This is a genomic window from Streptomyces sp. NPDC006385 (assembly GCF_040612485.1).
Lineage (GTDB): Bacteria > Actinomycetota > Actinomycetes > Streptomycetales > Streptomycetaceae > Streptomyces.
Window position 1 is genome coordinate 32,161 of sequence record NZ_JBEXQG010000068.1, and the last position, 17,379, is coordinate 49,539.

The following is a 17,379-nucleotide window of genomic DNA, read 5'->3' on the forward strand; positions in this document are numbered from 1 at the left end:
TCGCATGCGATGAGGGACGCCGACTCACCCCTCCATATGCTCGAGCACGATGTCGATGGTGAGGGCGAACCGGGGCCGGGTGGTACGGCCGGTGCCTTGCGCCGCCTGAAGGGTGCGCTCGCTGCTGCTGCCGAGCCACAGCCCCACGACCAGATCGGGCAGGTACTGCTCCATCGTGACCGCGGTGTGCCGGACGGCCGTGTAGCCGACGGTGAACTGCTGCGCGGAGGGGCGGGCGGTGGCGCCCTCGACGGCGGCGAGGAACTTGGCCGGGACCACCAGAACGTCACCGTTCCCGCGGATCAGCCAGTACACGGAGCTCGGGCTGTGCTCCAGCAGGTCGTGCAGTTGGCGGCGCTTGACCGTCCAGGTGTCCTCCCGCCCGGCGCGCCCGGGCGCCAGCGCGGCGGACTTTTTGACCTGGATGAGGTCTCCCGTCCGCAGCTGGAGACGGCCGGGAACGCGTACGTCGACGACGACGCCGATGTCGGCTCCGTTGGCCCGTTCCTCCTTCTTGGTCACGGTGCGGTGGCCGACCCGTAGATGCGGGCCGGCCACGCCGGCCAGCCGGGTGCGGGCGGGCAGGGCGGTGAACTCACCGGCGAAACCGGCCAACAGTGTCGCAGTCAGGTGTTCTTCCTCCGCGGCCCCGAGGTCGTGCATGGCGCTGGCGAACTCGGCCACCGCGCGGCGGGTGGCGCCCCGCACGAGGTCTTCCAGCCCGTGGTCGGCAAGCCAGGTGGACGACGGCGCAGACAACGGCCGCGGGAAGTCGGCCCGGCGGGCATCGACCGACGCGGAAAGGACGTTCAACAGCCGCTCTTCGAGCGGCCTTGTGGTCTCAGTGGCGGCCCGTAGCCCGCCGGCGCGCAGCTGTACCGGAAGGATCGTGCTTCGGCTGCACCGGTTGACCGCCTGTCGGACTATCCGGTGCTTGTCGGCGAGTGCAACGGTGAGCGCCACGTCCAGGCCCTCCAGATGACGTCCCAGGAGCAGCAGCCACTCCAGAGAGCGCGCCCACAACCCCGGCCGCGCCCGCTTCTCCACCATGTGGCGCAGCCCGGCTGCCGCGACCGGGTCACGCTCCTCGGCCAGGAGTGCCAGGTCACGCCACAGCTGTGCCAGCCGCTGGTCAACGTGGGAATCAAGGCGGTCCAGAAGCCGGGAGGTCCACGTCTCATGCCGGCTGCGAGGACCCTCACGCTGCTGGTGCGCCCGGGCGAGCCCGACGGCGACCGCACAAGGTACCGGCAGCACGTCGGCGACTGCGGGGGTTGCGCAGACGGCCCAGCGCACCAGGGGAGGAGGCCCGCCAGGGTAGGACCATTCGATCAGCGGCCGATGAGCGCACTCGGCAAGCAGCAGGTTCTCCACCCACTCTCGGTGCTCCCTGGCGAACTCGGCGAAGGCATCCGGCTCGCGCCGGGTAAGGCCATCGACATCTCCGGGGCACGCGCTCAGTGCCTGCCGACAGCAGTCGAAACACCGGGAGACAAAGGAGTAGTGAGCGGGGCAGGAGTCCACCCCGCGACTCTACGGCCCTCGTAACCGCCGTTCTGCAGAAGCAAGTCGGTCGGCAAAGGACATGCCGCTCTCCTCGCTCCGAACAGTCGACATTCGTTCACGCCACGACGTCAGTCGGGCCGGATGTACCGCGGGTAGGTCCGAGTAGATCCAGGCTAGCCGGGGCGGTCCGGTGTCGGCCATGTCCGGTTCTCGTGCTTCACGGGTACCGGGCCGATCTGCCGGGCAAAGTGGGAGCGGCAGACGATCCCGGCCGGTGTCCCGGCCTGGGTGGGATGTGCTGACGGCCTCGGGGAGGGAACGTCGTGGCGCTGTTCACACGGAACACCGACGACAACAGTCATGCGAGCCAGCAGCGGTGGCTCCAACGACCGGTAGCCAACGCCGTGTTCGACGGGGCGCAATTCATCGACCGCTACGCGGTGCTGCGGTGGGACACCGACCGCGGCGGCCTCGCGCTTGTGCACTCGATGGTCGACGGCAACGCCGCCCCCAAGACCGTCACCAGTGCACTGCGCCGCCACCACGGTGCACGCCTGGCCGACAGGTACGCGTGCGTGGTCGTGGCGCAGACCAGCACCCAGGTGAGTCAGCCCTGGGTGCCCGACCTCCAGGCCTACGACGTTGACGGGGGCGACCAGCCGTACTACACAACGTGGGCCGAGTTGGCAGCCCTTCTCGGACAGCCGGCGCCGTACTGGTTCCACGCGCTGCGCGACCGTGACTCGATCGCCGCCTGGCGGCCGGGAGCCCCACCGGCGGTGGTGCCCGCGCACGATATCGCCACCCCAGTGACGGCGTTGACGGAGCTCGCTGCGGACGAGCCGGACGGGTCCCCGGCGGCCGAGCTGTGCTGGTACCTCGCTCGCGAAGTCCGCCACCGCGGCCACGCCTCGACCACCCGCTACATCGCCGAACTGCGCAAGAATGCGGCCGACGGCGGCGACGGTGCCCACCTTGTCCTTGGCGCGGAACCGGCCTCGCTGCTGCGCCCCGCCCCCGAAGAGCCGACGGAGATGGTCCGTCGCGCCGGCTGGCTGAGCATCACCGAACGCCGCGACGTTCTCGCCCACCGGGTCGCTGCCTTCGCGCAGCGCTGGGACGGTGGCCGGGACTGGCACACCGGAGCTGTGGTCAGCGTGCGGCCGGAGGCCTGCGCCACCGCCCGCGAGTGGGCCAGGCGCCTGGTTCCGGCGGCTGCCGACCAACCACCGACCGTCCTGGAGAAGGTCCTGCTGGACAACGACCGCGGTGCCGACAGCGATGTCCTCCTCCACGATCCCGTCGCCGGCGTCCCCGTGCTGCAGCGCGCCCCGGACACTGGCGCTACGGACCTGTCCACCTGCACACTGCAGCGCCTGCCGACCCGCTCGCCGCTCGCGGCCCTCGTCCTCAGCGCCGGGATCTGCTGGATCCGTACCGAAGACCAGACCTTGTGGCTGGCACCCGAACGGGACGGCTGGGGCATCGGCTACGGCTACTCGGGCAACGGCTGCCTCACCCTCGCCCGCCTCGTCGATGTCCTCCTCGACGACATCTCCGCCCCCGCGGTACGTCCCGACGATCCTGCGGCACCGCGAGCGCTGTTCGAGCTCCTGCGCGACGCCCCCGGCACGGTGACCTACACACGAGCCCAACTGCTCGCAGCCCGAGCCGGATGACCACGTGAAGGCCCCTACGCCCGAGGAGGCCTCGTGCGCAGGGCATCCCGCCTTCCTGCCTGGAAGAGCACAGCGGGCCCTCGTGCTGAGGAACCAAAGAGGGTCCCGCCCCGCTTCCGCCCGGCCCGAGCCGGGCGGAAGCGGCCAGATACAGGCCGCGGCCGTCGCCGGGATCTGCCTACGGAGGCCGTCGCGCGCTGCGGAGGCTTGTCAGCCGGTCGAACTAAGATCCGAAGCATGAGCACCCCCGCCCCAGAACCGGACCCGTTCGACCCGCAAAACTTTCCCGCCGACCTAATCGCAGCCCAGCGCCAGGTGGCGGATCTGTACGCCGCCCTCCGCGCCCACCAGGCGACGCTCCCCTGGTCCCGTGAGCCCCACCCCGGCTGGCCAGACGAGACGGAGCGAGGAAGGGAACGGTGCGGCCGACCCGCGTCGCCCGGCTGGACGCCCGACGAGGCCACCGAGTTCGACAGGCTCATGGAGGAGCTGCGCGCCGCCACGGCACTGGTGCAGTGCCACACGTGGTGGGCGCGATGTGAACGGGAGGGCATCACGGGCGCAGACATGGTCGCCGCCCGTCAAGCGCTCAAACACGCGAAGGGCGCCGTTCCGGAAGGCGCGCCCCTCGAACAGGACGACGTTCGTCCAGCCGCCTGAGCCGACTGCAGGCCTGGTCCCTTGCGGCCGAAACAGAGTACTCAAGGGCTACAGCGGCCCGCATCAGCGCGCCCTTCAAACCCACGCCATAGCTGTCCGCTCCGCCCGCCCCTACCTACTGACCCTCCAGCCCGTGCGCGACCCCTGCCTTCCGAAACAGTTGGCGCTGAGCGGCCCGAGGTACCGGGTGACCGTGGTTATTGCCGCTCGGCACGCTTCTTGTCCGCGGCCTCCTGACGGGCCGCGAGAAGACGGCGGGCGCTCTCGACCGCGGCGTCGGCGTCAAGGTGGCGGACCAGCCGCCACTGGTAGGAGTCGTACCCCTCAGTGCCCTCCCAGTGCCAGACCATGAACACCAGCCGGTTCCAGGACGTCTTGCGCGCCTGGAGGGTCTCGGGCTCCTCATCCTCGAAGCACTCGTTGAGCGCGTCGAGGTGCATCCCGAGGGCTTCCTTCAAGGTGCGGGCCGCGCGGTCCTCGGGGCTGCCCGCAGGATGCTTTGCACGGAGTTCCTTCACGCGCTCGTCCAGGAAGGCACCGATGGCCTTGGCGTGCTCCGGCTTGAGCTCGTCGGCGTTGAACGGGGCGGGGCGGGGCTCGTCATGGGCGAAGTACTCGAGCACGGGCTGGCTTTCCTTCCTGTCGTGACGCGCTGCGACGAGTCGTCGTGTCCTGTCCGTCGCGTTGGATGAGAGAGGAAGGTATCCGACGCGGTCACCTCTGTAAGCGGTTCCCGGACGACTGGCTGTGAGGTTGGCCGGAAACGGCTGCACGAAGAGGGTTGCCGCACATGTATAAGGGAGACAACATCAGTGATGCACAAGGAGTGCAGCACTCGAAGTGAAACGAGGAATCAGCCTTGAATCACGTTCTTCCGCTCGCCAACGGCCTGCGCACCGATCATCCGGTGCCGGGCCTGCCCTTCATCGACGACTCCCACCTCCCGCTCGACGAGGGGCCGGAGGCCATCGAGGCCATCGGCCGCAACCGGGGCCCGGGCATGTGGGGCCGCTTCGACATGGACCGCTCCGACAAGAGCTGGCGGGCCTTCACCACCGACCCGCTCAACCACGCGCTCGGCTGGGCGGTGCGCTACCACCCCGACCACGGCCGGACCGTGCTGCTCGTGCGGGACGGCGAGACCTCCGGCCTGCACACCGAGTGGGACGGCGAGGTGCTGCTGTTCCGCGCCGGCGGCTACTGGTGGAACGGTGATACGTGGTACCGGCCCGGCCAGGTCTGGAACCCCGTCGCCCAGGATTACGAGAAGCGCAAGGCCCGCATGGCCGTCACCGTGACCGCCTCCGACATGCTCGACGGCCGCGCCGACCCGGCCAAGGCCTACGTCAGCAAGGTGGCCACCTTCGACCCGGACGCCCCGCGGCCGGACAACTGGCTCGACCACCTGGCGCTGTGGGCAAAGCACCACCAGGAGCAGGACGGTGCCCTGCCGCTGGAGCGGTGCGTGGTCGACGTCTCCAGCCCCGAGCTGACGGGGGCGCAGCTCATCGGCGCACCGGAGATGGCGGAGCTGGGCGGCATCACCGCCTCGACGCTGCGGGCCTACATCTCACGCGGCAACAGCGAGGTCCCGCGCCCGCAGGCCGTCGTCGGCGGTCGCGACCAGTGGGCCCGCGCGGTGGCCGATGACTGGGTGGAGGCCCGCAAGCGCTCCTACACGGGCGTCGGAGAGGCCATGTCCGCCGGCGACCGTGACGCCCTCTCGCCCGGGGCGGCCGAGGTGCGCGACCGGTTCGCCGCCGACTTCCAGCACGCCCTGTACGACCGGCCCGACGTGCGCAAGCGGTGGGTGCTGCGCCACCGCAACAAGGAGTCCGTCACCCAGATCGCGGGCGAGCTCGCCTGGTCGGTGGCCGCCGGCCTCGACCAGATCGTCCCCACTGAACACCTCGGGCGCACCGTGCGGGCAGCGGTGCTGCACGACTTCGCCGAAACCGTCGAGATGTTCGCCGACGACGAGGACGCCACGGATGGTGAGGCGTCCCCGGAGTGGTGGCACCTCAACCTGACGCCCTCGGTGGGCAAGATGCTCGACTGGTACATCCGGTGCTTCCCCGGCGAGGCGTACGCCACCATCGGGGAGATCCAGCGCCAGGCCCACAAGACGTGGAAGATGCCGGCGCCGGACACCCTGAGCGCCCTGAGGTCGGCGCTCTCGCTCGACGGCGAGCTGACCGAGCAGCAGCGTGAGACGTACTTCGCCCTGCTCGAACCGCGCGAGGATACCGACTGACCCGTTTTCGCCGCCAGATACAGGGGCCGGAGCCAATGTCAGTGGCTCCGGCCCCCTGCCGCGTGACTGTAGCGGGCGAATCCCGCACGGCGATGCTCGGCTCAAGGAAGGGTGAGCGCCATGGATTCTGTCGACACCGCCCTGGACCGTGTCTGGCCCGCCCAGTTGCGCACCGACCGTCTCCTCCTGCGGCCGGTCACCCGGGAAGACGGCCCCCTGGTAAGCGAGTTGTTGACCGACGACCGGGTGCGCGCGCATCTCGGCGGTCCGGTCACGGAGGATCGCGTCGCCGCCCGGCAGGCCGCCTACCCGACGACGGCCGGCGCCTTCACCGTCGTCCGCGTCGCCGACCAGCGGCCGATCGGCCTGGTGACCATCGGCGCCGACCACAGGTGCGAGGGCCGCGCCGAAATCTCCTACCAGCTGCTCCCCGCCGCCTGGGGCGAAGGCCTGGGCAGGGAGGCCGTCGCGGCAGCCGTCAGCTGGTGGACGGACGCCGTCCCCGGCGGTGGCCCGCTGGTCGCGGTCACCCAGAAGGCCAACAGCGCCTCGTGCCGCATGCTCGAGGCGATCGGCATGACCGTCGTCGACGAGCTCGACGAGCACGGTGCGCGCCAGTGCCTCTACACCCCCGCGGGCGACCAGGACGACAGCGACCTGCGCTGGTTCCGCCTGCTCGCCGAGCGCCGGGACGCCGTCGAGCGTCGCCGAGGCGCCCAGGCACGCGCGACCGCGGCCGGCCAGAACCTTCCCGACGACCTCGCGGCGCTCACCCCCGAGGAACTGGCCCGGCTGTGCCCCGCCCGCCACGGCGCCTACGGCCGGATCTGCGCCCGCATGGCCGATCACACGCCTGACCTTCACCTGGGCCGGGCACAGGACGGCGCGTGGATCGCCTGGCTGACGACGGCTGACGCCTGACCGCCCGACCCGGCGCGGCCGAGGGACAGAGTCGCTCAGAACTCGTCGGCGCGCATGGGGACGAGTTCGGCGACCTCGAACTGGGTTGTCTCCGGGTGCAGTTCGAGGAACCGGTCGATGACCTGGACGTGCGCCTGGCCGGTGAACAGGTCCAACGCCACACGGTCGAGGGGACCGTCGTCCAGCTGTAGGTACGTCATAGCCAGATGGGCGCCGTGGTGCAGGGCGTCCTTCTCGGTGGGGTAGGTCCAGGTGCTCAGCTCGCGTTCCGGCTCGCTGCGGTGCAGCAGAACCCACGGCCCGCCGGCCGCCCCCTTGGGCGCGTCGACCAGGGCCCGGCAGGTGCGGCACCACGACGCGTTCGCGGCAAGCCGCTCCGCCGAACCGGCACCCCACACTGGCGCCGGCACGACGACGCGCGTGACATCCGGCCGTACGGGCAGGGCCTGCGGCTCCCGGGTGAGCAGTTCGGGGACCTGGTAGGCGGCGCGGGCGCGGCCCTTCCTTCCGGCCGGAGGCTGCCACAGTGCCCGCGGCCACGGCTCGTCGAGCGTTACCGAGGGGCTGGGGCTGAGGGGATGGCCGAGGTCGACCAGGTCCCCGTCGGACGGGGTCGGCTCCTCGCCCGGAGGCAGCGGCAGCAGCCACCCGGCCGCGTCCTTCACCCAGGACTGCCCGCAGCCGCACCAGTGCACGGCGGCATCCTGCTCGGCGGGGCTGTCGTACCAGTCCGGCTCCTCCCGGCCCAGCCCGAGGCGCGCCATGGCGGTCGGCTTGTCGCACGGGCAGGACGCGACCCGGTACAGCTGCACATCGGGCTGCTCGTCGCGTGAAGCGTGCAGCCACGCCGGATGGACACCCAGTGCCCTGGCCAGTGCCTCCCGCTCTCGATCCCCGGGTCGGGAGCGGCCCGCCGCCCAGTGTCCGATCTGGTGCGCGCCGACGCCGACGTCGTCGCCCAGGCTGACCGCGGTCTTCGCGGCCGCCTCCTGCCATAGCCGCAGGCGCCGCGCGAGGGGGGACAGCTCCAGCAGCGCCCATACCGGGTGGTCACCCTGCGGCTCGACGTGATCCGGATCGTCCTCCCACACCTCGTGAAGCTCGTTGTAGGAAAAGGCGTGCTCGGCCAGCGTCTCGGTCACCCACCGGCGCACTGCGGCGTCGTCCGCCCACTGCTCATCGGTGGCCTCCCGAGCCGCGGCGTCCGCGTTCTCCGCCAACACCAGCTCTTCGTGCAGCGGGAACACCAACTCCTCGACGCCCAGCAGCGCCCGGGAGGCGACGACACGGCGAGCCGGCTCCGGCGCCGCGCCGCTCAGCACACCCGACAGCACGTCGACGGCCCGAATCACCAGCCGGTCCTGCTGCTTTCCCCACCTGCTCACTTGGACCCCCTCCCGCGGCCGCCGCGGCCCCGCACGTGCCACATCATCCCGGCCACGACACGGACGCGGGCGACAACGCCCGAAGTTCACCCACACCAGAACAGACCCGCCCCGCACCCCGGACAGCCAGCAGCGCCCGCCATCAGACCCAGCACAACCGCCAGCTACGCGGCCACATACGCTGTGCCGATGCCCGTCGTACCCCCGCTCTTCAGCGATGCCGAGACCAACCACCCCGCCATCGCCCAGTGGTGCTCCACCATCCTGGCCGGCGACACCGCCCGCCTGCTCCTCCTGGGACCACACTGGTCCGGCAAGTCCCACGCCGCTTACGCCGGGCTGCGCCGTCTTCTCGCCTCCGGCTACCGCGAGGAGAACATCACCGTCCATCAGGCCCACGATCTCGGGCGCAGCTACGAGCCCAGCTTGATCGAGAACACCACCGCCGTCACGGTCATTGACGACCTGACCCTCTCCGTCGACCTGGTGCGCGAGGCCAAGGTGCCGCTGAAGCCCGACACACCCGACGTCCAGGCCATGATGGCCCTGGAAGCGGGAGCACTCGCAGATGCCGTCGCCCGCCTGAGCCTGCTGCCGCGGCGCTCTTGGCTCCTGATCGCCTCGAACCTCGACTGCCTCGTCGAGGCGGTCGGCCAAGAGACCGCCGAGCGCCTCGTCGCCGTCGCCGAGCAGGCCGAACTCGCCCCCCGCCCCCGGCCGACCCTGCGCTGGTAGCAGCCGGACAACCAGCACGCCCGCCGCACCTCAACCCGCTGGACTACGCTGCGCGTTGTCGTCAGGGCGAAGGAAGGGCGGGCTGTGGCCAAGCGGACGAACGGCTCCGACAAGAACCGCAAGGAGCCGGTGTCCGGCGTCGCGCGCCGACTGTGGGCGTTCTCCGGCAACGAATGCGCCTGGGGCGACCCACACTGCTCAACGCGGCTGGTCACAGATGAAGGCGCCTGGGTCGGCAAGATCGCCCACATCATCGGCGCCGAGCCTGGCAGCGCCCGGCACGAGGCATGGGACGGCAAGGACGTCGAACAGCTGCGGGACTTCGACAACCTGATGCTGCTGTGCGGGGTGCACCACGACCTGATCGACAGCAGCGTCACCCGGCACGACTACACGGTCGGGTACCTGCGGGCAGTCAAGCAGAAGCACGAGGCCAAGTACCGGTACACGCTCGACGACATCGAGGCCGAGTTCCGCGACACGGTCAACGGCTCCCTGGTCCAGCCCGCCACCACCATGCGCCGCTTCTTCGCCTGGGAGGATGCCAACCAGGACCCGGAGGACGAACAGGACTTCCTCGAGCTGGTCAACCGCTTCGCGGGGCGTGTCGGCGGCCTTACGCGGATGGCCCGACAGGTGCTCGCCCTCGTCGTGCACGAACAGACCACGGACTTCGAGCTGGTGCTGAGGCGTTTCTCGGCGGACCGTACGACGCTGCTCAGCGTCGTACGCGAGCTCCAGAAGGCGGAGATGGTCTACCTCCACGCCGAGGAGTACGACGAGGACCGCGGACAGCTTTCCCTGCTCGGTGGCGCTCTGGAGGGCGTCCCCGAAATGTGGGACGAGCTTCGGGGCTTCTGCCGCGACGAGAACGTCGACGTGAAGGAGATCCTGGTGGACCTCGACTTCTCCCGCCTGGACTGAGCCGCCCGTGATCAACCGGCGGGAGTAGCCCCGGCCGTACTGCGTCCCGTCACGGGGACCGGGGCCTGTCCCGCACTCTCCATTCCGGCACGGGCCACAGCGAGCCTAACGGGTGCGCTGAGAGCCCCTGCCCGAATCTCCACCAGCTCGACTCACCGGACGGGACGAGGTACCGAGGACGAGCACGGCGAAGACTGCCGCAAGGCATTCACGCCGCCGGCTTCCGTACAGGACCGGTTCCGCGAGCGGCGACACCGGCGGCATCGTCCTCGCCGTCCTGGACGTGCTCCGTGTCGGCCTCGCCGGGCTTGGCGGTGGCACCGTAGAAGCCACCGAAGGCCTCGACACCTCTCTTCCCCTCCAGTTGGGCGAGCAGCGCCGCCGCGGCCACGCCGCGCGCCAGTTCGCTCGCGGTCCGGACCACACGGTTCTGCGCGCGTCCCGACCGAGGACGACCATCGCTGAACTGCAGCACGTCACCGTTCTCGCCCAGGCTGCCACCAGCGCGCTCGGCCTCGCCACGTAGCCAGGCCTTGGCCTGCTCGCGCGAATGGCCCCATTGCCTGAGCTTGTACGCGATGTCAGCGCCGCAGAGCGGAACTGCGAAATCCAGGAAGAGCCGCAGCTCGTCAATAGCATTCAATGGTTCAGGCTGGCGCATAGAAGAATCTCCTAGAACATAAAGAGTCGGAAACCCGAAATAGGGCTAAAGAAGTGGCTGGGTTCCAGGAGAAAGCGAGCAAGAAGCGTCAGTCGGAAAGACGCCGTCACTATCGGGCCACACGGCCTGCCAATACGGCACGGCAATCTCCTGGCCGTACACCGCACGCAGCATCGCGAAGGGCTCCAAGGACTCCACGGGGCGCATGAGCAGTTGGAATCCGTCCGCAAGAAGCCCGTTCAGCACCTCACCGGAAACCGGACCAGACGATCCGGCGAACCGCTCGACGACGGAATGGAGTACGCCCTGCATCACCCGGACGTCCAGGCCGGTCATCACGAACTCCTGCCCCAGAGACTCGTGCAGACCGATGGTGTAGCAATAGGCGGCAGAACCCTCATCACCAAGAACCGGCTGGATAGCGAACCCGTGCTCCGCGATCACGGCCCGCAGCCGAGCAACGTACGCCGCCATGAAGTCGGGCGGACACACCGGGCACTCCTCATCTCCGCAAGAATCGTGAGGGAGGCCCTTCGGCAAGACATTGGCCGCGGCATCGGGTGTGAAATCGAGATCGCGGACGACCAGCTGGGACGGGTCACCGTCCGGACGGAATGACTCCAGAGCCGGGAGATCGATCAGGCCCCAGCCGCCCTGCGACAGGTCACCCCCCAGGCACGACCACCCGTAGGCCCGGCCGCTCGCGTTGTCGACCTCAACGACGTACCACTGGCCCCAGGCGGAGGAGTACCGGAGGCGGACCACCCTGTGCTCATGCGGCTCCAAGGCCGTTGCCCACAGAGCCGGGATCTCGGCCAGCACCTCCGGAGCCGGGTAGAAGCCGTGGCCGCGCTCCTCGCGCCATAGCTCGGGCGGCCGCGTCCCGACCGGAGCGCCCCCCTGCGCAGAGCCCTCGGGGTCGGGCTGGGCGCGGAAGATGGCCTGCTCCACATCCGGGTGATAGATCGAGACCTCCTCGCCGTCCCAGCGCACGGTGTACGCCTCCAGGTCACCGGGCAAAGCGAGCAGTTCGGGGACGGTCTCCATCGCTCTGAGGAAGAGGGCGATGAACAGCTCTTCGCGTCCTCCGGCATCGGCAGAGACGGTGGCTCGCTCCCAGGGGTGCCCGAGGAAGCGCATGCGGATGTCCGCCATGATCAGTTCTCCAGTGAATCGTGGGGTGGGGAGGCCGACGAGGGCCTGGCCGAGGGCGTGCGTCGCCGATCAGGCGATCGCGGAGCGGCGACGCTGCGTCTCCGCGCGCATCACGGGCCAGCCGGCCCCGACGTCGAAGGCCTGGTTGAGAGCAGCCGTCAGAACCGCGATGCCTCACGCCGCCAGCTGCGCGTCTCGGCGCGGCGAACCAGACGGCGGAACCAGGGCCCCTTTTCGCCCTCATCGCTGTACCGGCCCGGCAGGATCTTGCTCCCCACGGAGCCGGTCCGAGCGTTCTTGACCTTGCGACGCCTCGCGGGACGCTTCTTCGCCCCGGCTCCCGGGACGGGGGTGCTCATGTTGGGATCAACTCCGCATCTGTTTGCCCCGATGCCTTACGCGGCGTCGTTTTCGGCGCAGTCGGGGCAGTCGTCGGGACAGCGGTCTTGGGTGCCGTAGGTGTGAACCGCACAGCGCACACAGGGGTCGACGGAGGCGACGTAGTCGCCGTCTTCGGTACGGGTTTCTCCGGCCCAGTCGTCAGCCGGGATCCCAGTCGATTCGTTGCAGTGGCCGCAGTTGACCTCGCCGGGACGGTAGATGGCCATCAGCCCTCACCGACCATCACCGGCACGCCCGACGTCCGGCACTCCTGGCCGCGCACGAAGTGGCGATCCAGTCGGCCGTTGATCAGATCGACAACCGCACCGCACCCGGCGGCCGGGCAGCGGACGGCCATGACCCGGCCCTCGTCGTCAAGGAGGGGCATTTCGGATGCGATGGCCATCGCGGTCTGCTCGCCCTTCAGGCGTACGGAGAAGGTCACCGCGCCGCCGGCCTCTACGTCATCGAGACACGACTGGCACAGGGGTCGCCTACGCGCTCGGGCCGTGGCCTCTGGCGACGGAGTCACACGGTGACCATCGGGAGAGATGCCGGGCGGCAGGCCCGTCTCGGGGTCGATCAAGAGGCTCGGGGCGGTGTGTCGTTCCAGTTCATGAAACATCGTCGGGTGGCCGCAACAGGGGCACTTCATCAGATAGAACACGCGAGCTCTCACGATCGTCGGAGTGGTGTGGGTAGGCGCGGACGGCCCCCATGGGGAAAGACCGCTTTTGTGTGGGGCTGCTCCAGGAGATCCAGCCGGTGACCTCGGGCGCTTCGTCTTCCTCGACGAGGCCGCGGGCGGCGGTCTGCTGGGCGGGTGGCTTTTCGGCCGGTTCGTCGCCCGGCCTTACGAGAACAACAGTACACACTGAAACGCGAATACACAACATTGCCCGGCACCCATGCAAGACGCGGCGCGGTCCGGCCGCCAGCCCGTACGAGAACGAGGACCGTCTGCCTCGGTGCCCCGGGCCAGGTGCCGGAAGGCGCGAGAGGCCCATCCGATCGCCGCCGTCCCTAGACCGCGCTGCCCTCCGGGCCGCCGCACAGCCGTCTGCCCGCCCTCGTCACCGGCCCCGGCGCGCCAGGGCAGAAAGGGGCGCGCGGAGCCGACCGGGTGTGCGCCCTGCCCGAGGCACGGCCGGACCCGTACCGTCGCAAGATCGGGCCGAAGACCCCGGGGGCGCCCGGGACACAGCGGCAGGGGAGGACGGTGGCGTGGTCGTGGAGCGCAGGAGGGTACTGGGCACCGGGCTCTGCGCGGCGGTGCTATGGACGGGCGGCACGACACCGGTGCTGGCCGGCGGGCGCGGCCAGCACCTGACCGAGGGGGATCTGCCGGCCGCGCGCAGGCTGTTCGCCGCCGGCAGGTACGACCGGCTCCACCAGGTGCTCCCTGGGATGGTGGCCCGCGCGAGCGAGAGCGAGCGAACGGGCCCGGTCGGCGCCGGCCGGGCGGCGGGGGTATGGGTGCTCGTCTCTCAACTGGCGGTGAAGGAAGGCGAGATGGACATGGCGGCCGCCTTCGCGGTCCGGGCTGGGACGGCGGCCCGGCGCTCGGGCCGACCGGTACTCCTCGCGGCCGCCGCGCGCGCGGCCGCGACACCGCTGCGCCGTACGGGACGCGCGGACACGGCCCTGCATCTGCTCGGGGAAGCGCACGATGCGCTGGACACCGCTCTCCGGCCGGCCGCGGCCGTCTTGGACGCGTCCGGCATGGTGGCCCTGACCGCGGCATACACCGCCGCACAGGCCCAAATGCCCTCCGCCGCCGAGCAGTTCGCGTCCCTGGCCGAACACACCGCGGTCCGCCTCCTCCGCGACCGCGGACGGCTACCGGCGGGCGGGGAGCTGTCACCAGCGCAGTGCCTGCTGTACCGGGTCGGCATCCACCAGAAGCTCGGCGACGTCGACCGCGCCCTGGCGTACGCCGCGGGCCTGGAACCGACTGCGCTGCCCACGCCGGAGCGCCGAGCCCGCGCGGCGACCGACACCGCCCGCGCCCTGCTGGCCGCCGGCGACGTGCCGACCGCGTTCGCCCAGCTACAACTCGTGGAGCGGGCCGCACCGCAAGAGGCCCGCCGCCCCTCCGTACGCGCGCTGTCGGCCGAGGTCGCCGCGCGCCGACCGGACCTACCCGGCCTCACCGCCTTCGCCCGCCGCACCGCCACCTGACTGCCCCGCCGACCGAATCCCCACCGCGCCCTCCTCGTACAGTCTGATCAGGGTCGAACAGACCGTGCAGGCTGTTGCCGGGAACTTCTCCAGCTCCGAGTGGACGCGGCAGTTGCCAGCCGCGTCGACCGGCCAGCCGTGGCGGTGCTCCAGCCAGTCGTTGTAGTCCATGCCGGTCAGCCCGAGGAACTCGTACTGCTCAATCGGCTGCGCCTCCCACTGCTCACGCAGCCTGTCCATGAACTCCTGACGATTTACTGTGCTGGTGTCCTGGGATGTGGAGGTAATACAGCTCCGCACCGCGTCGGCTCCGCACTGGTAGCCGATGGTGATGGCATTAGCGATGATCAGTACGAGCTCCGGATCGTCCACCCATTCGGACTGTGTCCACATCACGATCTCCCCCTCGTCGTCGGAGAGGGAGATGGAGTCGGCGTCGAGAACTACGTGAAACCCGCGATCGGGCGCAGCGCTGGTCATAGGTGAGGGCTCCTCTGCGCGGTGGCGATGGTGGTGGGGCCCGGGCCCCACCCCTGGGAAGGAGGGGGTGTTGGGGCCGGGCCCGGGGTGGGCGCGGGTGGGTCCTGGGGGGTCGGACCGGTCCTGCCCTGGTCTCTTCGGTGGTTCAGTGGCCGTTGGGCGATCGGGTGGGTGAATGGGGAATCGAACCCCGCGCGCCCGCTCAGCGAGTCGTGCCGTGTCCAGACGGTTCACCCGGGGTGCCGGCCGGGGCCCTGGGTGGAGGGGGTTTGGGGGGCCGGGGCCGGGCTGGTGGTGGGCGTGGGCGGCCCTGCGGGGGGTTGGGGCCGCCCTGCCCTGGTCGGTGGCTGAGGCGGCCTTGTAGCCGCTGAGCTTCTTGCTCAGGTGGGCCCGCCATCCGCTGCTGCTCGGGGTGCGCGCTCCGGCATCCCGGTCTCCTTGAGCCGGACGATGCGGGTGTAGCTGACGGTGGAGCGGTAGTTCTCCATGCCGTCCTCGATCTTGAACTTCCGGCCGTCCGACGTGTGGATCAGCTCCCGGCCGATCTTGGCCACGGTGACCATCGTGTAGCCCCAGTGGACCTGGCACGTCTCGTACTGGGCGACCTGGTCACCGACCTTGATGCCCTGGAGCTGCGGATCCGGGTTCCGCACTGCCTCGCTGAAGTCCATGTAGGTCTCTCACCTCTTGATCTCGCCCCGGCCCGCCGCGCCCCAGCTAAGGCGCTCGGTGTGGGAGGGGCTGGGTCCGGGCTCCGTGGGGCTGGTGGTGGGCGGGGGCGGCCCTCCGGGGGGTGGAGGGCCGCCCCCGCCCTGGTCGGGTGGTGGTTCAGGCGGCCTTGTGGCCGTTCAGCTTCTCGACCAGCCGGGCCTTCTTGAGTTCGAGGGCCTTGATGAGGTCGTCGATCTCCTTGATCTGGGGCGCGAGGACCTCGGCGCGCTGGGCGTCGAGGAGCTTGGCGTACTTCGCCTCACGCTTCGGGGTCGCCTTGTCGGCCCGGTAGATCTTGACCAGCTCGGTCACCAGGTCCTGTACGGCCAGGAACGTCGCCTTGCTGGCCGTGGTCGACGGCGACTTGACCTCGGTCGCCGCCGCCCGGAGGTGACCCCGGAGGAACCGCACCTTCGGCGCGCTCTCCTTCTCCTCGGCCTCCGGGTCGACCTCCAGGTCGGCCGGGTTGACCAGCTGGTGACCGATGATGAACGCGGCCTCCAGCTCCTCGCCCAGCATCGGGACGTCCGTACGCTCGTCGCGCTCCGCACCGCCCTTGCCGAACTGGACGTTCAGCAGCCCCGGAACCTCCGGGAACGGGTTGTAGTCCGGGTGGATCACGATCGCGCCGACCGGCAGCGCACCGTCCTGGAAGACGCGGGACAGGTCGTAGATCGTCTCGCCGTTCTCGCCCTCAGAGACCGAGTACGAGTAGGTGCCGGTCTGGGTGGTGAGCGTCTGGGTGCCGGACATGAAGATCCCCTCCAACAGGGTCAGGTGGTGTGGATTCTCGGCCGGTTCTTCGTTCCCCCGACCTCGTGATAACTACAGTACACATCGAACCACGAATAGGCAACACCGGAACGGGATCACCCCCACACGCTCAACCAAACCCACCCCCAACTAGGAACCTCACCCCACCACCCCACCCCCGGCGACCATCCGCACCCCCATCCGAGCCCGCGCCGCCAACCCACCCCCGAACCCACCGGAGCCACCCGACCCCACCCCCGCGCGGCCCTGGATCTAACGCCCGCACCGACCCCGGACGCGAATCTAACGACACCCGGAAACGCCACACCGACCCAACCCGCGAATCTAACGCCCGTCCCGTGTGCGACGATTGAAGCGGCCCCGGATCTAACACCCCCGGTTCACTGAATCTAACAACCCGCCAATCCCCGAACCGTGAATCTAACGCCACCCTCACGCGCGCCCCGGATTGCCGCACACGGCCCCCTGGTGCGTCACCTCCGGAACACCCTTCCCTGACTGCCGGGGTCCCTGTAGGCTGCTGCTAGAGCCGTACAGGGGCAGCCCGACCCCATCGGAGCGACCCCCGGGGCCGGGGAGCGGAAACCCCGTCAATTCCTCGCCGCACCACTTGAATTCATGGGTCCCAAGCCCTTAGAATGATCAGACCGCACGGGAAATCAGAACCACCCGCAGAGAAACACCACCGGGACAACCTGAAAACCCGTTAGAAACCACCAGAAAGGCCCGCCAGGACCACGAGGGAACCCCCTCCCACCTAGCCAGCCATTCTCTGACCACAACCCCCGGAAAGAGGAACTGAATTCGAGGCCGAACCGCCCGCCGGCCTCCGGCCCGCCCCGCGGGCCGGCTCCACGGCCGGCCCCTTGGCCGGCCGGTCAGCGCTCTGCGCTGACGGTCTTTCAGAGGGCGCTCTGCGCCCCCGAGGCCCATGTGTCCCCGCTCCGCGCCGCCCGCCGCCCGGGCACCCTG

The 17,379-nt window shown here is 70.1% G+C and carries 17 protein-coding genes; 7 read left to right on the forward strand and 10 right to left on the reverse strand.

The genetic code is table 11. The features are described 5' to 3' along the window. Positions 1-24: 24 nt before the first annotated feature. Positions 25-1,257 (reverse strand): hypothetical protein, encoded by a 1,233-nt coding sequence (locus ABZ078_RS35345; RefSeq protein WP_356582207.1) that lies wholly within the window; start codon positions 1,255-1,257, stop codon positions 25-27. A gap of 572 nt (positions 1,258-1,829) precedes the next feature. Between ABZ078_RS35345 and ABZ078_RS35350 the strand changes: the two genes are divergently transcribed. Continuing rightward, complete coding sequence (locus ABZ078_RS35350) at positions 1,830-3,185, forward strand: hypothetical protein (protein ID WP_356582209.1); 1,356 nt, start codon at positions 1,830-1,832, stop codon at positions 3,183-3,185. A gap of 237 nt (positions 3,186-3,422) precedes the next feature. Further along, positions 3,423-3,845 (forward strand): hypothetical protein, encoded by a 423-nt coding sequence (locus ABZ078_RS35355; RefSeq protein ID WP_319656728.1) that lies wholly within the window; start codon positions 3,423-3,425, stop codon positions 3,843-3,845. Between the two features lie 197 nt (positions 3,846-4,042). On the opposite strand, the gene ABZ078_RS35360 is transcribed toward ABZ078_RS35355, so the two are convergent. Next, complete coding sequence (locus ABZ078_RS35360) at positions 4,043-4,468, reverse strand: hypothetical protein (RefSeq protein WP_344500291.1); 426 nt, start codon at positions 4,466-4,468, stop codon at positions 4,043-4,045. Positions 4,469-4,704: 236 nt separating this feature from the next. On the opposite strand from ABZ078_RS35360, the gene ABZ078_RS35365 reads away from it, so the two are divergent. Together ABZ078_RS35365 and ABZ078_RS35370 are read left to right on the forward strand one after the other, a co-directional pair. Then, complete coding sequence (locus tag ABZ078_RS35365) at positions 4,705-6,099, forward strand: hypothetical protein (RefSeq protein ID WP_356582211.1); 1,395 nt, start codon at positions 4,705-4,707, stop codon at positions 6,097-6,099. 120 nt (positions 6,100-6,219) lie between these two features. Then, positions 6,220-7,020: a GNAT family N-acetyltransferase gene (locus ABZ078_RS35370; RefSeq protein WP_356582213.1), complete on the forward strand. Its 801-nt coding sequence runs from the start codon at positions 6,220-6,222 to the stop codon at positions 7,018-7,020. Positions 7,021-7,055: 35 nt separating this feature from the next. Here the strand turns inward: ABZ078_RS35370 and ABZ078_RS35375 are convergent, their stop codons facing one another. After that, entirely contained in the window at positions 7,056-8,405 is a 1,350-nt protein-coding gene (locus ABZ078_RS35375; RefSeq protein WP_356582215.1) for a helix-turn-helix transcriptional regulator, read from the reverse strand. A gap of 189 nt (positions 8,406-8,594) precedes the next feature. On the opposite strand from ABZ078_RS35375, the gene ABZ078_RS35380 reads away from it, so the two are divergent. Beyond that, on the forward strand, positions 8,595-9,140 hold the full coding sequence (locus ABZ078_RS35380; RefSeq protein ID WP_356582217.1) for a hypothetical protein: 546 nt from the start codon (positions 8,595-8,597) through the stop codon (positions 9,138-9,140). 84 nt (positions 9,141-9,224) lie between these two features. Beyond that, positions 9,225-10,064, forward strand: a complete 840-nt coding sequence (locus ABZ078_RS35385; RefSeq protein ID WP_356582219.1) for an HNH endonuclease — start codon at positions 9,225-9,227, stop codon at positions 10,062-10,064. A 208-nt stretch (positions 10,065-10,272) separates the two neighbouring features. On the opposite strand, the gene ABZ078_RS35390 is transcribed toward ABZ078_RS35385, so the two are convergent. The 4 genes from ABZ078_RS35390 to ABZ078_RS35405 form a co-directional block, all read right to left on the reverse strand. Next, entirely contained in the window at positions 10,273-10,725 is a 453-nt protein-coding gene (locus ABZ078_RS35390; protein ID WP_356582220.1) for a hypothetical protein, read from the reverse strand. A 45-nt stretch (positions 10,726-10,770) separates the two neighbouring features. After that, a complete protein-coding gene (locus tag ABZ078_RS35395) occupies positions 10,771-11,880 on the reverse strand; it encodes a DUF4262 domain-containing protein (RefSeq protein ID WP_356582222.1) in 1,110 nt (369 codons plus the stop codon). A 395-nt stretch (positions 11,881-12,275) separates the two neighbouring features. Continuing rightward, positions 12,276-12,488, reverse strand: a complete 213-nt coding sequence (locus ABZ078_RS35400) for a hypothetical protein (protein ID WP_356582224.1) — start codon at positions 12,486-12,488, stop codon at positions 12,276-12,278. Then, complete coding sequence (locus ABZ078_RS35405; protein WP_234332406.1) at positions 12,488-12,706, reverse strand: hypothetical protein; 219 nt, start codon at positions 12,704-12,706, stop codon at positions 12,488-12,490. The genes ABZ078_RS35400 and ABZ078_RS35405 overlap by 1 nt, the downstream gene beginning before the upstream one ends. A 785-nt stretch (positions 12,707-13,491) precedes the next feature. Here ABZ078_RS35405 and ABZ078_RS35410 point away from each other — a divergent pair. After that, the gene (locus tag ABZ078_RS35410; RefSeq protein ID WP_356582226.1) at positions 13,492-14,442 is read left to right on the forward strand and encodes a transcriptional regulator; all 951 of its coding nucleotides are present in this window, start codon (positions 13,492-13,494) and stop codon (positions 14,440-14,442) included. Here ABZ078_RS35410 and ABZ078_RS35415 read toward each other — a convergent pair. From ABZ078_RS35415 to ABZ078_RS35425, 3 genes are all read right to left on the reverse strand, one after another. Then, positions 14,401-14,922: a hypothetical protein gene (locus tag ABZ078_RS35415; protein WP_356582228.1), complete on the reverse strand. Its 522-nt coding sequence runs from the start codon at positions 14,920-14,922 to the stop codon at positions 14,401-14,403. The genes ABZ078_RS35410 and ABZ078_RS35415 overlap by 42 nt on opposite strands. Positions 14,923-15,302: 380 nt before the next feature. Then, the gene (locus ABZ078_RS35420; RefSeq protein WP_030819783.1) at positions 15,303-15,593 is read right to left on the reverse strand and encodes a hypothetical protein; all 291 of its coding nucleotides are present in this window, start codon (positions 15,591-15,593) and stop codon (positions 15,303-15,305) included. 157 nt (positions 15,594-15,750) lie between these two features. Further along, positions 15,751-16,386, reverse strand: coding sequence for a hypothetical protein (locus ABZ078_RS35425; protein WP_356582230.1), 636 nt, complete (start codon positions 16,384-16,386; stop codon positions 15,751-15,753). Positions 16,387-17,379 lie beyond the last annotated feature (993 nt).

Coding starts and splice junctions, on each gene's coding strand:
- ABZ078_RS35370 (WP_356582213.1), top strand. CDS start 6,220: ATGGATTCTGTCGACACCGCCCTGGACCGTGTCTGGCCCGCCCAGTTG.
- ABZ078_RS35415 (WP_356582228.1), bottom strand. CDS start 14,922: ATGACCAGCGCTGCGCCCGATCGCGGGTTTCACGTAGTTCTCGACGCC.
- ABZ078_RS35395 (WP_356582222.1), bottom strand. CDS start 11,880: ATGGCGGACATCCGCATGCGCTTCCTCGGGCACCCCTGGGAGCGAGCC.
- ABZ078_RS35355 (WP_319656728.1), top strand. CDS start 3,423: ATGAGCACCCCCGCCCCAGAACCGGACCCGTTCGACCCGCAAAACTTT.
- ABZ078_RS35380 (WP_356582217.1), top strand. CDS start 8,595: ATGCCCGTCGTACCCCCGCTCTTCAGCGATGCCGAGACCAACCACCCC.
- ABZ078_RS35390 (WP_356582220.1), bottom strand. CDS start 10,725: ATGCGCCAGCCTGAACCATTGAATGCTATTGACGAGCTGCGGCTCTTC.
- ABZ078_RS35425 (WP_356582230.1), bottom strand. CDS start 16,386: ATGTCCGGCACCCAGACGCTCACCACCCAGACCGGCACCTACTCGTAC.
- ABZ078_RS35420 (WP_030819783.1), bottom strand. CDS start 15,593: ATGGACTTCAGCGAGGCAGTGCGGAACCCGGATCCGCAGCTCCAGGGC.
- ABZ078_RS35400 (WP_356582224.1), bottom strand. CDS start 12,488: ATGGCCATCTACCGTCCCGGCGAGGTCAACTGCGGCCACTGCAACGAA.